General features: G+C 72.1%; 14 protein-coding genes. 10 read left to right on the top strand and 4 right to left on the bottom strand.

The window, feature by feature from the left end; all coding sequences use genetic code 11:
- Positions 1 to 92: 92 nt before the first annotated feature.
- Entirely contained in the window at positions 93 to 467 is a 375-nt protein-coding gene (locus ABZT87_RS21430) for a cupin domain-containing protein (protein WP_354860647.1), read from the top strand.
- Positions 468 to 482: 15 nt separating this feature from the next.
- On the opposite strand, the gene ABZT87_RS21425 is transcribed toward ABZT87_RS21430, so the two are convergent.
- A complete protein-coding gene (locus ABZT87_RS21425) occupies positions 483 to 947 on the bottom strand; it encodes a MarR family transcriptional regulator (protein ID WP_355066514.1) in 465 nt (154 codons plus the stop codon).
- A gap of 96 nt (positions 948 to 1043) precedes the next feature.
- On the opposite strand from ABZT87_RS21425, the gene ABZT87_RS21420 reads away from it, so the two are divergent.
- The 6 genes from ABZT87_RS21420 (at position 1044) to urtE (ending at position 7442) form a co-directional block, all read left to right on the top strand.
- Positions 1044 to 2126, top strand: a complete 1083-nt coding sequence (locus ABZT87_RS21420) for a substrate-binding domain-containing protein (protein WP_355137625.1) — start codon at positions 1044 to 1046, stop codon at positions 2124 to 2126.
- 405 nt (positions 2127 to 2531) lie between these two features.
- Positions 2532 to 3776, top strand: coding sequence for an urea ABC transporter substrate-binding protein (gene urtA, locus ABZT87_RS21415; RefSeq protein WP_355137623.1), 1245 nt, complete (start codon positions 2532 to 2534; stop codon positions 3774 to 3776).
- 72 nt (positions 3777 to 3848) lie between these two features.
- Positions 3849 to 4736, top strand: a complete 888-nt coding sequence (gene urtB / locus ABZT87_RS21410; RefSeq protein ID WP_355137621.1) for an urea ABC transporter permease subunit UrtB — start codon at positions 3849 to 3851, stop codon at positions 4734 to 4736.
- Complete coding sequence (urtC, locus tag ABZT87_RS21405; RefSeq protein ID WP_354860656.1) at positions 4733 to 5920, top strand: urea ABC transporter permease subunit UrtC; 1188 nt, start codon at positions 4733 to 4735, stop codon at positions 5918 to 5920. Before urtB ends, urtC begins: the two co-directional genes overlap by 4 nt.
- On the top strand, positions 5917 to 6750 hold the full coding sequence (gene urtD / locus ABZT87_RS21400) for an urea ABC transporter ATP-binding protein UrtD (RefSeq protein ID WP_355137619.1): 834 nt from the start codon (positions 5917 to 5919) through the stop codon (positions 6748 to 6750). The genes urtC and urtD overlap by 4 nt, the downstream gene beginning before the upstream one ends.
- Positions 6747 to 7442, top strand: coding sequence for an urea ABC transporter ATP-binding subunit UrtE (urtE, locus tag ABZT87_RS21395; protein WP_355137617.1), 696 nt, complete (start codon positions 6747 to 6749; stop codon positions 7440 to 7442). Before urtD ends, urtE begins: the two co-directional genes overlap by 4 nt.
- A gap of 18 nt (positions 7443 to 7460) precedes the next feature.
- On the opposite strand, the gene ABZT87_RS21390 is transcribed toward urtE, so the two are convergent.
- A complete protein-coding gene (locus tag ABZT87_RS21390; RefSeq protein ID WP_355137778.1) occupies positions 7461 to 7949 on the bottom strand; it encodes a substrate-binding domain-containing protein in 489 nt (162 codons plus the stop codon).
- Between the two features lie 122 nt (positions 7950 to 8071).
- On the opposite strand from ABZT87_RS21390, the gene ABZT87_RS21385 reads away from it, so the two are divergent.
- Both ABZT87_RS21385 and ABZT87_RS21380 read left to right on the top strand, forming a co-directional pair.
- Positions 8072 to 10102 carry a PQQ-dependent sugar dehydrogenase gene (locus ABZT87_RS21385; protein ID WP_355137615.1) on the top strand — a complete coding sequence of 677 codons (2031 nt, stop codon included), beginning with the start codon at positions 8072 to 8074 and terminating at the stop codon, positions 10100 to 10102.
- 100 nt (positions 10103 to 10202) lie between these two features.
- Positions 10203 to 10673: a molybdenum cofactor biosysynthesis protein gene (locus ABZT87_RS21380; protein ID WP_355137613.1), complete on the top strand. Its 471-nt coding sequence runs from the start codon at positions 10203 to 10205 to the stop codon at positions 10671 to 10673.
- Positions 10674 to 10697: 24 nt separating this feature from the next.
- Here ABZT87_RS21380 and ABZT87_RS21375 read toward each other — a convergent pair whose 3' ends face one another.
- Entirely contained in the window at positions 10698 to 11075 is a 378-nt protein-coding gene (locus ABZT87_RS21375) for a nuclear transport factor 2 family protein (RefSeq protein WP_354860666.1), read from the bottom strand.
- A 190-nt stretch (positions 11076 to 11265) separates the two neighbouring features.
- Between ABZT87_RS21375 and ABZT87_RS21370 the strand changes: the two genes are divergently transcribed.
- Positions 11266 to 12810 (top strand): SpoIIE family protein phosphatase, encoded by a 1545-nt coding sequence (locus tag ABZT87_RS21370; protein WP_355137611.1) that lies wholly within the window; start codon positions 11266 to 11268, stop codon positions 12808 to 12810.
- Positions 12811 to 12820: 10 nt separating this feature from the next.
- On the opposite strand, the gene ABZT87_RS21365 is transcribed toward ABZT87_RS21370, so the two are convergent.
- Entirely contained in the window at positions 12821 to 13216 is a 396-nt protein-coding gene (locus ABZT87_RS21365) for an ATP-binding protein (protein WP_354860669.1), read from the bottom strand.
- Positions 13217 to 13226 lie beyond the last annotated feature (10 nt).

Here is a 13226-nt window from a genome sequence, read left to right as displayed (position 1 = left end):
TCGGCCCATCAGGGGTGGGGAGCCTCCTATCCTCGAGGGGATGTGCCAACCGGAGCGACCGCCGTTCGGATGACGGCTCACAGGAGGCCGTGATGAGTGGGAAAGATCGCCCCGAGGGCATCAGCCCGACAGCCGTGGAGGGCGCGCCCGGGCTGTGGCGTGTCGATCTCCAGCGACACGATCTCAGCATCGAGGGCCGCGAGGTCATCCAGAGTCGGGTGGAATTCACGCCGGACTCACCGCCGTTCAAGCACTTCCATCCCGGCGAAGAGATCATCTGCGTACTCCAGGGATCGCTGGAGTACACCCTTGAGGGCCAGCCACCGGTGGTGTGCAACGTCGGTGACGCTCTCACCGTGCCGTACGGCGTCCATCACCAGGCACGCAACGTCGGCGACGGCGTCGCCGTCGAACTGGCCACGTACGTCGTCGAGAAGGGTAAGCCGCTTCTCACCAAGGTGGAGTGACCCGCCGAGATCGGGTCAGTGGCGCGGACCGGCTGCGTCGGCGTGGTCGCGGCGACGGGTCGGGTCGAGGCGGGCGATCAGGTCGTCGAGGTGGTCGATCAGGGCGGGGTCGGCCGGTACACCCAGGTCGGCGAGGCTGGCCCGGATCCGCTCGTCGAGGCGGGCGTGTTCGCCGCGGCCCCGGGCCGTCAGGTAGGCCCGGATGCGTCGGCGGTCCAGGGGGTCGATCCGCCGGAAGACGAGGTTGCGGTCGACGAGCTGGTCGACCAGCTTGGTGAGGGTGCCCGGCGGGAGCGACGCCTCAACGGACACCTCGCTCATCGGGTGACCCTGACCGTCGGCGAGCAGGCAGAGCACCCGCCACGCCTCGGTGGTCAGCTCGTCGTCGGCCAGGACGGCGCCCAACCGGCGGGAGAGCAGCCGTTCGGCGCGGGTGAGCGAGCGCAGCAGGTCGGCTGGCGCCCCGGGCACGTCTGACATGGATCTCCCTGGTGCGGTGGCCCTGCCATGGTACCGAGTCGTCCCGGTCCGTGGTGAGCTCTGGTCTTCCGAGGTGGGCCGGGCAATCATGTGCTCATGTCCGCGCCGGCACCGCCGTGGCTCACCGTCGATCGGGCCGTGGTCAGCATTGCGCTGGTCTATCCGATGCGCGGGCCGGCGGGAATGTTCGGCCCGACCTGCGAACTCTGCGCCCAGCTCGCGGTCGAGGAGATCAACGCCTGTGGCGGGGTGCTGGGTTGCGAGGTGCGGCTGGTGCCGGTCGACGGCGGCGCCCCGCCGGCCGAGGTGGCCGCCGAGGTCGAGGCGCTGGTGTCGGTGGGCGCCGTGCAGGGCGTGACCGGTTGGCACATCTCCTCGGTGCGGCAGGCGCTGGCGCCCCGGGTCGCCCACCGGGTGCCGTACGTCTACACCGCCCTGTACGAGGGCGGTGAGCGTACCGAGGGGGTGTTCCTGACCAGCGAGACGCCGGACGCCCAGCTGTGGCCCGCGATGCGGCTGCTCGCCGGGGAGCAGGGCGTACGCCGCTGGTTCCTGGTCGGCAACGACTACGTGTGGCCACGGCGCACCGCGCGGGCCGCCCAGCGGTACGCGCTGCGTGGCGGTGGACGGGTGGTGGGGCAGTCGTTCCTGCCGTTGGAGACGCACGACTTCGACGACGTGCTGCGCCACATCGAGCGCAGCGAGGCCGACGCGGTGGTGATGCTGCTCGTCGGCGCCGACGCGGTGCGGTTCAACCGGGCGTTCGCCCGCGCCGGAATGGATCAGCGCTGCCTGCGACTGAGCACCCTCATGGACGAGAACATGCTGCTGGCCAGCGGCGTCGGGGCGACGCGGCGGCTCTACAGCACGGCAGGCTTCTTCGCCGGCCTGGTGACCCAGGAGAATCTCGACTTCCACGGTGAGTTCGCCCGCCGGTTCGGGGTGGAGGCGCCGCCGCTGGGCAGCCTGGGGGAGTCCTGCTACGAGGGCGTGATGCTGCTCGCCGCCCTGATCGGGCAGGCCCGCACCCTCGACGTGCGGGCGATCGAGACGGCCGCCGACACGGTGGCGTACCACGGGCCGCGCGGTCGGCTGCGGCTGCGACGGCGACACGTGCGCCAGCGGATCTACCTCGCCGAGGCCGACGGTCTCGACTTCACGGTGCTCGCCCAGCTCTGACCGCCGCCTCCGGCCCTTGACAGCCCCACCCGGCTCGACCCTAAGATGCTTCCTGTGTGAAGTATCTGGCCGAAGGCCGGATACCGCGAATGTGTGTCCACCGTCGGCGCAATCTGTTCGCCGACCATTGTGGTGGCCATTCTTCCTCGGAATTTCCCAAGGCCGGCGCCGTCTCCGACTGACGGTGTCGGCCATTGTGGTGTGCGCCTTCGAACGGGCGCGGGAAACAGTCAATTAAGGACTGGGAAACACTCACGCAATCAAGCCGGTCGACGCTTTGCGTGCCCGTACCCGATGCGATGACCACAGGCGGCGTCCACCCGTCGACCTCGGCATCGCCCACTCAGCTCCACCGGACCGCACCGACCGTCCATTCGTCACGTGAGTGCACCGCAGGGAGAATAGATGTCACTTCTTTGGAGCCGCCGCATCCTGGCGGGCACCATGACCGTCGTCGCCGCGGCCGCGCTGAGCGCGTGCGGCAGCAAGACCAGTGACGAGGGCGGCGCGGCCGGCGTCACCGCCGACGTCTCCGGCGACACCGTCAAGGTGGGCCTGCTCAACTCGCTCTCCGGCACCATGGCGATCAGTGAGGTCACCGTCCGCGACTCCATCATGCTCGCCGTCGAGGAGATCAACGCGGCCGGCGGCGTGCTCGGCAAGAAGATCCAGCCGGTCGGGGAGGACGGCGCCTCGGACTGGCCGACCTTCGCGGAGAAGGCCGAGAAGCTCATCTCCGAGGACCGGGTCGCCGCCGTCTTCGGCTGCTGGACGTCGGCGAGCCGCAAGGCGGTCAAGCCGGTGTTCGAGAAGAACAAGGCGCTGCTGTTCTACCCGGTCCAGTACGAGGGGTTGGAACAGTCGCCCTACATCTTCTACACCGGAGCGACGACCAACCAGCAGATCGTTCCCGGGCTCGACTACCTCAAGGCCGAGGGGGTGAAGTCGGTCTATCTGGTCGGCAGTGACTACGTGTTTCCCCGTACCGCCAACAAAATCATCAAGGCGTACGCGGCGGCGAACGGGATGACCGTCGCCGGTGAGGACTACGCGCCGCTCGGGTCCACCGAATTCGGCACGATCGTCAACAAGGTCAAGTCGTCCGGCGCGGATGCCGTGTTCAACACCCTCAACGGCGACAGCAACGTGGCCTTCTTCAAGGAGTACAAGTCGGCCGGCCTGACCGCCGCGGCGATGCCTGTGGTGTCGGTGTCGATCGCCGAGGAGGAGGTCAAGGGCATCGGCACCCAGTACCTCCAGGGCCAGCTCACCGCCTGGAACTACTACCAGACCACGCCCGGCGCGGCGAATGAGAAGTTCGTGGCCGCGTACAAGGCGAAGTACGGCGCGGACAAGCCGACGAGCGACCCGATGGAGGCCGCGTACGTCAGCGTGTACCTGTGGAAGGCGATGGTCGAGAAGGCCGGCGCGTTCGACGTCGAGAAGGTCCGCGCCGCCTCCGACGGCATCACCTTCGACGCGCCGGAGGGCCTGGTCACCGTCGACGGCAAGACCCAGCACATCGCCAAGACCGCCCGGATCGGCAAGATCGGCGCCGACGGTCTGATCACCGAGGTGTGGAACTCCGGCAAGCCGGTCGCGCCGGACCCGTACCTCAAGACCTACCCGTGGGCGAGCGGCCTGAGCTGACGACGCCGGTTCGGGCGGCGCGCGCCTCGCGGCCCGCCCGGGCCACCCGACCAGCAGTACGGAGTACCCACCGTGACAGTCCTCTTCGGTCAACTCTTCACCGGCATCAGCATCGGCGCGGTGCTGCTGCTCATCGCGCTCGGGCTGGCGCTGACCTTCGGCCAGATGAACGTCATCAACATGGCGCACGGCGAGTTCATCATGGCCGGCGCGTACACCACGTACGTCCTGCAGCAGAGCATCACCGGCGCCGGCCTGTCGCTGCTGGTCGCGCTGCCGGTGGCGTTCGTGGTCGCCGGCACGATGGGTGTGCTGCTGGAGATCCTGCTGATCCGCCGGCTCTACGCGCGCCCGCTGGACACCCTGCTGGTCACCTGGGGTGTGTCGCTGATGCTGCAACAGCTCGCCCGCGACGTCTTCGGCAGCCCGAACGTGCAGACCCGCGCGCCGGACCTGCTGACCGGCAACGTGGCGTTGCCCGGCGGGCTGACCATCGCCAATAACCGGCTGTTCATCCTGGCCCTGGCCCTGGCCGCCGTCGCGGCGCTCACCCTGGCGCTGCGGCTCACCCCGCTCGGGCGCCGGATCCGCGCGGTGGTGCAGAACCGCGACCTCGCCGCGGTGTCCGGCATTCCCACCGCCCGCGTCGACCGGACGACGTTCTTCCTCGGCTCCGGCCTGGCGGGGCTCGCCGGGGTGGCGCTCACCCTGCTCGGCCCGATCGGCCCGACCATGGGCACCAACCTGATCATCGACGCCTTCCTGGTCGTCGTGGTCGGTGGGATCGGCCAACTCAAGGGCAGCGTGATCGTCGCCTTCGCCCTCGGGGTGCTCCAGGCCAGCGGGGAGTACCTCACGACCCTCAGCGTCGCCAAGGTGATCGTGTTCGTGGCGATCGTCGCGTTCCTCCAGTGGCGGCCACAGGGCCTGTTCACCCTGCGGACCAGGAGCCTCGCATGACCGCCGTGACCCCCGCTCCACCGGACACCGCCGTGCGACCGGCACCCGCCGGCGCCGTACCGCCGAACCCGCCGGGGGGCCGGTCGCGGCTGCGCGCGGCGGCGGGCTTCGCGTTCGGCGCGGCGCTGCTGTTCGCCGTGGCGCCGCTGGTGCTGTCGGACTTCCGGCTGGCCCTGCTCGCCAAGTACCTCTGCGTCGCCATGGTCGCGGTGGGCATCGGGATCGCCTGGGGCCGGGGCGGGATGCTCACCCTCGGCCAGGGCGTCTTCTTCGGCCTGGGCGGCTACGCGATGGCCATGCACCTCAAGCTCGCCGACGCGGGCCCGGGTGGGATGCCCGACTTCATGCAGCTGTACGGGCAGCTCGACGAACTGCCCCTGTGGTGGCGGCCGTTCGCCAGCCCGTGGTTCGCGCTGCCCGCCACGGTGCTGCTGCCGATGGCTGTCGCCTTCGGGCTCGGTTCGCTGGTGTTCCGCCGCCGCGTGCGGGGCGCGTACTTCGCCATCCTCAGCCAGGCCCTCGCGGCCGCCATGGTGATCCTCCTGATCGGGCAGCAGGGCACCACGGGCGGCACCAACGGGCTCACCGACATCGAGGGCTTCTTCGGCTACGACCTCGACGATCCGGTCAACCAGCGGATGGTCTACTTCATCATCGCCGGCGTCCTGCTGGCGTTGCTCGCGCTGGCCCGTCAGCTCATCCACAGCCGCTACGGCGAGCTGCTGGTGGCGGTCCGCGACGGCGAGGAGCGGGTCCGCTTCCTCGGCTACGACCCGGCGTCGGTCAAGCTGGTCGCGTACGTGGTCGCGGCCGGTATGGCGGGGCTGGCCGGGGCGCTGTTCGTGCCGGCGGTGGGAATCATCTCGCCCGCGCTGATCGGGATCGTCCCGTCGATCGAGTTCGTCATCGGCGTCGCGGTGGGTGGCCGGGCGACGCTGCTGGGCCCGGTGCTCGGCGCGGTGGCGGTGGCCTGGGCGCGTACCGCCCTGTCGGAGCGTTTCCCGGGCACCTGGACGTACCTGCAAGGGTTGCTCTTCGTGGTCGTGGTGGCGTTTCTTCCCGGCGGCCTGGCGTCGCTGTGGGCGCTGGCCCGCCGCCGCGACGGCGGCCCGGAGCCGAGCCGGCGCGGGTGGTCACCACTGGGTCGACGTCGCGTCGAGCGGACGGAGGTGCCGGCGGCATGAGCGAACGCACCGAGCGCAGCGAGGGCCGTGAGCGCATGCCCAGCCAGCGCGGCATGAGCGGCGAGCGGCTGGACGGCCTGTCCGTCCGTGACGTGCGGGTCAGCTTCGACGGCTTCACCGCCGTCGACGGCGTCTCGCTGGAGGTGCCGGCCGGCGACATCCGGTTCCTGATCGGCCCGAACGGCGCCGGCAAGACCACCCTCGTCGACGCGGTCACCGGTCTGGTGCGGGCCACCGGCTCGGTGCGGTTCGGCGACCAGGAGCTGCTCGGCCGCCCGGTGCACCGGATCAGCCGGCTGGGCATCGGGCGAACCTTCCAGACGTCGACGGTGTTCGAGGAGCTGTCGGTCGTGCAGAACCTCGACATCGCGGCCGGCGCCCGGCGGAGCTGGGTGACCCTGGCGCGGCGCCGGCGGGGGATTCCCGACGAGGTGGCCGCCGCGCTGGAGACCATCGGCCTCGCCGGGCGGGCCGACCAGCTCGCCGGGACGCTCGCGCACGGCCAGAAGCAGTGGCTGGAGATCGGCATGCTGCTGGTGCAGGACGCGCGGCTGCTGCTGCTCGACGAGCCGGTCGCCGGGATGAGCCACGAGGAGCGCGACGCCACCGGCGCGCTGCTGGGGACGGTGAGCCGGGACCGCACGGTGGTGGTGATCGAGCACGACATGGACTTCCTGCGCCGGTTCGCGCGCAGCGTCACGGTGCTGCACGCGGGGAAGGTGCTCAGCGAGGGCACGGTGGCGCAGGTCCAGGCGGACCCGCGCGTGCAGGAGGTCTACCTTGGCCACCCGGTCGCCGCCGGGTCGGCCCCCAGTCCTCTGGAGGCATGATGCTGACCCTGCGCGGGGTGCACGCCGGATACGGGCGTTCGAGGGTGCTGCACGGGGTGGACCTCGCCGTCCCGCCCGACGGGGTGGCCGCGGTGCTCGGGCACAACGGCGCCGGCAAGAGCACCCTGCTGCGGGTCGCGGCGGGCCTGCTGCGACCCAGCGCCGGCACCGTCGAGCTGGACGGCGAGGACGTCACCCGTCTCGCGCCGCACGAGCGGGTGGAGCGCGGGATGGCGTACGTCCCGCAGGGCCAGCAGTGCTTCGGGCACCTGACGGCCGCGGAGAACCTGCGCCTGGTCGCCGACGGCCGGCGCGACGGCGCGGTGGCCACGGCGGAGGTGCTGGACCTGTTCCCGGCGCTGCGCCCGCTGCTGCGCCGGCGGGCCGGGCTGCTCTCCGGCGGCCAGCGCCAGCAACTGGCCATCGCCCGCGCGCTGATCACCCGGCCCCGGCTGCTGATGCTCGACGAGCCGACCGAGGGCATCCAGCCGTCGGTGGTCGCGGAGATCCAGGAGAGGATCGTCGAGCTGACCCGACAGCCCGGCTTCAGCGTGCTGCTCGTCGAGCAGCACCTGGGTTTCGCGCTGCGGGTGGCGAACCGCTACCACGTGCTGGAATCCGGTCGGGTCACCTCGGACGGCGACGGGGGAGTCACGGCGGAGCGGGACGTCCGGGCGGCCCTGGCGGTCTGACCGCACCCCTGCCGCCGGTCAGGTCGTCGGGGCGGGGCCGGTCGAGTCGCGGACGACCAGCAGGTGGCCGGTGCCGCGGCGGCGGGGACGCGCCGAGCGGGGCTTGAGGGCGAGGGTGAGCGCCGTACGGCCCATCTCGGTCATCGGCAGCCGGATGGTGGTGAGGCTGGGCGCGAGGTCGGCGGCGACGGAGACGTCGTCGAAGCCGACGACGGAGATCCGCGCGGGCACCGGCACGCGGCGCGACCGCAGCGTCGAGAGGACGCCGATCGCCATGGCGTCGTTCAGCGCGATGATCGCCGTGGTCTCCGGGTGCTCGTTGAGGATCTGCTCGGTGGCGGCCCGTCCGCCGCCGCGGGTGAAGTCCCCGTGCACGACCGTCAGGTCGGCGGGGCGCAGCCCGCGCTGCCGCAGCGCGGACGTCACGCCGGCGAGCCGGTCGGCGACCGTGGTGAGGCCGGCGCTGCCGGCGGCGACCGCGATGCGGCGGTGGCCGAGGTCCATCAGGTGCGCGGCGAGCGCGCGGCCGCCGGCCTCGTTGTCCGGCAGGACGGCGTCGACGCCGAGCGCGTGCCGGCCGATGGCGGCGACGTCGGTCCGCGCTGACGGCCGGCCTCACCGCCCTCGTGGTGGTGCTGTCCACCCTGGTCGCGGGCCCCGCCCGAGCCGCCGACGCGGTCTACGACCCGATCCCGGAGATGCCGACCCAGTCCCGCCTCGGGCTGGTCCTGAGCGAGTACGCCCGCTTCCCGCAGTCGTACCCGACCCCCGCGCCGACGGACCAACGGCTCATGCGGACCGCCCGGATCAACACCATCATGGAGCTGCCCGACGGCTCCGGCCGGCGCGCGGTGCCCGACCTGAACGGCAACCTCTACCTGGTCGAGAACGGCGTGCCGCACGTCTACCTCGACGTGGCGGCGACGTTCGCGCCCCGGTTCTTCTCCGGCCGGGGGCTCGGCCAGGGCTTCGGCTACGTCGCCTTCCACCCCGAGTTCGGCGTCAACGGCCGGTTCTACACCATCCACACCGAGCTGGCGTCGGCGGCGACCACGCCACCGGACTACGCCCAGGCCGGGACGATCTACCACGGCGTCATCACCGAGTGGACGGCCACCGACCCGGCCGCCGACACCTTCGCCGGCACCCGCCGGGAGGTGCTGCGCATCGGCTTCGGCGGGCAGGTGCACGGCATCCAGGAGATCAACTTCAACCCGACGGCCAAGCGCCACGACCGCGACTACGGCCTGCTGTACCTCGCCGTCGGCGACGGCGGCCTGGGCGTCCGCAACACCGACCCGCAGAACCTGGGCCTGCCGCACGGCAAGCTGCTGCGCATCGACCCGCGAGGCGCCAACTCGGCCAACGGCCGGTACGGCATTCCCGCCGACAACCCGTTCGTCGGGCAGGCCGGCGCGCTCGGCGAGATCTACGCCGTGGGCTTCCGCGACCCGCACCGGTTCAGCTGGGACCGGGCGACCGGCCGGATGTACCTCGGGCACATCGGTGAGCACGCCATCGAGGCGATCTACGAGGTCCGCGCCGGCGACAACTTCGGCTGGAGCGAGCGCGAGGGCTCCTTCGTCTTCGACAAGACGGCCACCAACCCCTGCGACCGGCTGTTCCCGCTGCCCGCCGACGATGAGCGCTACGGCTACACGTACCCCGTCGCCGCGTACGACCACGACCCCGCCGCGGACTGGAACTGCACCGCGGACGTCGGCGTCGCGGTGGCCGGCGGGTTCGTCTACCGCGGGCACGCGGTGCCCGCGCTACGCGGCAAGTACGTCTTCGGCGACCTCGTCGACGGCCGGGTGCTCTACACCGAGGCGAACGAGATGCGCCGCGGTCACGGCCTCGCCCCGATCCACCAGCTCGCGCTCTTCGACGCCGCGGGTGGCCCGGTGCGGATGCGGGACCTCTCCGGACCGGGCGCCCCCGGCGACCCCAACCGGGTCGACCTGCGCTTCGGCACCGACGCCGCCGGCGAGCTGTACCTCGTCGCCAAGGCCAACGGCACGATCTGGAAGGTGACCGGCACGAGGGAGTTCGCCAGCGGCGACGTCGGCGACACCACGCTGCGCCACACCTCGGGCGCCGCGAACTGGGCGCCGGTGACGCCCGCGAAGTGGCAGTTCACCCGCGACCAGGTCATCCTCGCCGAGGCCGGCGAGAGCCGGCCGGGCCCGCGCCGGCCCTTCGAGTACGCCGTGCTGACCGCCGGCCCGGCGTGGTCGTCGGTCCTCCTCGACGCTCGGGTACGACTCGACACGCCGGTGGAGGTCAGCAACCGCGACGTGATCATCGTCTTCGGCTGGCGCTCGGACACCGAGTTCTACTACGCCCACCTCTCCACCGACAACACGATCTATCCGCACAACGGCATCTTCAAGGTCAACAACGCCGACCGGGAGCGCATCGACCACCAGTGGAACGGCCGCTCCCGTGGCGCCAACCCGGCGATCACCGACGCCGACTGGCACCGCGTACGCCTCGTGCACCTGCCGGCCACCGGCGAGATCGCCGTCTACGTCGACGGGCACCGGGACCCGCTGCTGACCGCGAAGGACACCACCTTCGGCTCGGGGCGGGTGGGCTTCGGCTCGTTCGACAACGTCGGCCGACTGCGCAACCTCACCGTCACCGGCACACCGGCCTGAGACCGCCGGGGACGGCGGCCTTTCGTGCGGTCGTCCCCGGCACTGCACCCCGTCCGCCGAGCCGGCCCGCAGGGCACGTCCGGTTCGTAGAATCCGTGCCATGCCGCAGATCGTCGAGTTGCTGGCCTCGCCCGTGCACCGCTTTCGGGGCCGGCCCTCCGACGGCCCGGCGCCGGCCCCGCCCGGCGAGCTGGTCGACACCGTTGCGCTCCGCGCCAGCCTCGGCATCGTCGGCGACCGCTACTTCGGCAAGCCGGCGCACCGCGACGCCAGCGTGACCGTGATCGCCCAGGAGTCCCTGCCGGCCGGCATCGGCCTGGCGCAGGTCCGGCGCAACATCCTCACCGCAGGCATCGCCGTGGACGAGCTGATCGGCCGGGTCCTGATCCTGGACTCCGGCGACGGCCCGGTCAGCCTGCGGGTGAACCGGGCGGCCCGCCCGTGCGCCTGGATGGACGTCACGGTCGGTCCGGGCGCCTGGAAGGCGCTGCGCACCACGGGCGGCATCCGCTGCACCCCGCTCAACGACGGTCTGCTGCGCGTCGGCCCGATCGACGCCACCGTGAGCTGAAGCGGGACAGCCCGGCCCGGCGGGTCAGACCGGGCTGATGTGTGCGGCGAGGATCCGCCAGCCGTGCGGGTCGTCGTGGATCCAGGTCCGGGTGTAGCGCAGGCGCGCGGCGAACGGCTCGCCGTTGAACACCCCGGCCACCCGGCCCAAAAAGAACGTCACACCGGTCCGTCCGACGACGAGCAGGTCCAGTTCCTCCTCGATCAGCTCCTCGATCACCGAGGTCCGGTCCCGGTGCGCGGCCAGGTCCTCGGCCTTGCCGTGCTGGCGGCCGTCGGGGCCGATCGCGATGAGCTGGTCGACCAGCAACTGATCGAGGGCCGCGACGTCACCGGCGCGCTGCGCGGCCTGCAGGGTGCGTTCGGCGTCGAGCAGCTCCGCCTCGCGTTCGCTGTCCGGCATGGCCGTCCTCCTGGTCTCCTCCGTCCGACGCCACCGTCCGGACTGACCGCATTGTGGCAGTCGGCACGCCTCGACGGGGGCGCATCGGCGCGGCGGCGCGTCTCGTCCCACCGTGGGCCCACCCGGCCGGAATGCCACCTCGATGCGCCGGCTGTGTGCCGTTCGCCGGTCGGTGACTAGGCTTCGTGCCATGGCGGACCACGGTGGTCCCGGCGCGCACGCCGCCGAAGCGACGTGGCCGGTCGAGGCGGTCGTCCGGGAGATCCTTGCGGTCGTCCCGGCCGGGTGTACGTGGCTGTTGCCCGTGCCCGACGACCACCGGGCGGTCGCCGACTTCCGGATCGCGGCCACCAGCGGCCAGAGCCACGACATCTACGGTCGGGGCGTGGACCGGGTGGGCGCCCGGCTCAGCGAGCTGTACCCCAGCATGGTCGGCGGACCCCTCTGGCAGCTGTACCAGCAGGTGCTCGCCACCGGTTCGTCCGGCCGCCTGGCCGACTTCCGGTACGTGGAGAAGCGCACCGGCGTCGTCGCCGACTCGCTGTTCGACGTCCACGTGCACCGCGTTCTCGGCGGTCTGCTGGTGTCCTGGCAGCGCCTCGACGAGGACCGCCGGCGGATGGACCGTACCGAGCTGCTGGGCAACCTCGGCTGGGCGGAGTACGACCTGGCCAGCGGGGTCAGCCAGTGGTCACCCGGGATGTACCGCATCTTCGAGCGTGATCCGGCGCTCGGCCCGATGTCGCGCGCCGAGCAGGCAGCCGCCCTGCTCCCCGACGACTACATGCTGCGCGAGACGGCGTGGCAGACGCTGGACAGCGGTGCCTCCTCGGACGTGACGGTCCGGTTCCAGGCGGCGGGCGCGGTCCGGTACCTGCGGATCCTCTCCGACGTCTCCCGCGACGCGAACGGCGCACCGCTGAAGATCCACGCTGTGGTGCAGGACGTGACCGCCCGGGTGGACTCCCGGACCGCCATCGAGCGACTCAGTGACCAGTTGCGGACGCGGGAGATGACCGCCCTCGCCGAGCACCGGCTGGCCGGGCAGTTGCAGAACCTCATCCAGCCGGTGCCCCGCGACCCGTTTCCGCTGGCCGGCCTGGAGGCGGTGGTCAACTACCTGCCGGCCGAGAGCGCCGCGCGGGTCGGCGGGGACTGGTACCACGCGCAGTCCCTGCCGGACGGAAAGGTCGTGCTCGCCGTCGGCGACGTCACCGGTCACGGGCTGGACGCGGCGAGCGGAATGGCGCACCTGCGCTTCGCCCTGGTGGCCTGGCTGTCGATCGGCATCCGGGACCCGTCGGTGCTGCTGGGGCACCTCAACCGGCTCTGCGGGCAGCTCTCGATCACCGGAACCGCCGTGGTCGCGGTGTACGACCCGGCCACTCGGGTGCTCTGCTGGGGCCGCGCCGGGCACACGGTGCCGCTGCTGTCCCGCGCCGGCGAGACCAACCCGCTCGACCGCCCCCCGGGTCTGCTGCTGGGCGCCGGTGACGACGCGGTGTACCCGGTGCTCTCCCCGCGCCTGAGCCCCGGCGACCTCGTGCTGTTCTACACCGACGGCCTCATCGAGCGACGCGCGCCCGAGCAGGACCGGTTGCCGCAGGTGCGCGCGACCCTCTCGGCGCTCACCGCGACGCCGGGGGAGCAGCCCCTCGCCCGGCTGCGTGACCTGCTCAACCATCCCAACCCGGACGACGACACGTGCACCCTGGCCGTGCGCGTGGGGCCCTGAGCCGCCCCGCTCACAGCGCCAGCCGGATCCGGACCACGGTGCCCTCACTGGCGGCCAGCACGGCCACCTCGTCGCAGATCTGCTCGACGATGGCCAGCCCGCGACCCCGTACCGCGTCGGCGGCCGGCATGGCCCGGCCGAACGCCCGCGCCGGGCCCTGGTCGACGACGTCGCAGAACAACTGGTCACCCTCGGCCCAGAGCCGGACGCGGCCACCGTCGGCGGTGTGCTGCAACGTGTTCGTGGCCAGCTCGCTGACCGCCAGCGCCAGCAGCTCCACCCGCTCGGCCGACAGGCCCCGGGCGATGGCGCCGGAGCAGACGAACGCGCGCAGCGCCCGCAGGTCGGTCGCCACCTCGTACGCCATGGTGTCCGTCCGCAGGGCTGGTGAGGGCTGCTCGGTCACGCCGCGGGTC

The organism is Micromonospora sp. NPDC005237, assembly GCF_040607775.1.
Taxonomy (GTDB): Bacteria; Actinomycetota; Actinomycetes; order Mycobacteriales; family Micromonosporaceae; genus Micromonospora.
This window is presented reverse-complemented; position numbering and strand designations above follow the sequence as displayed.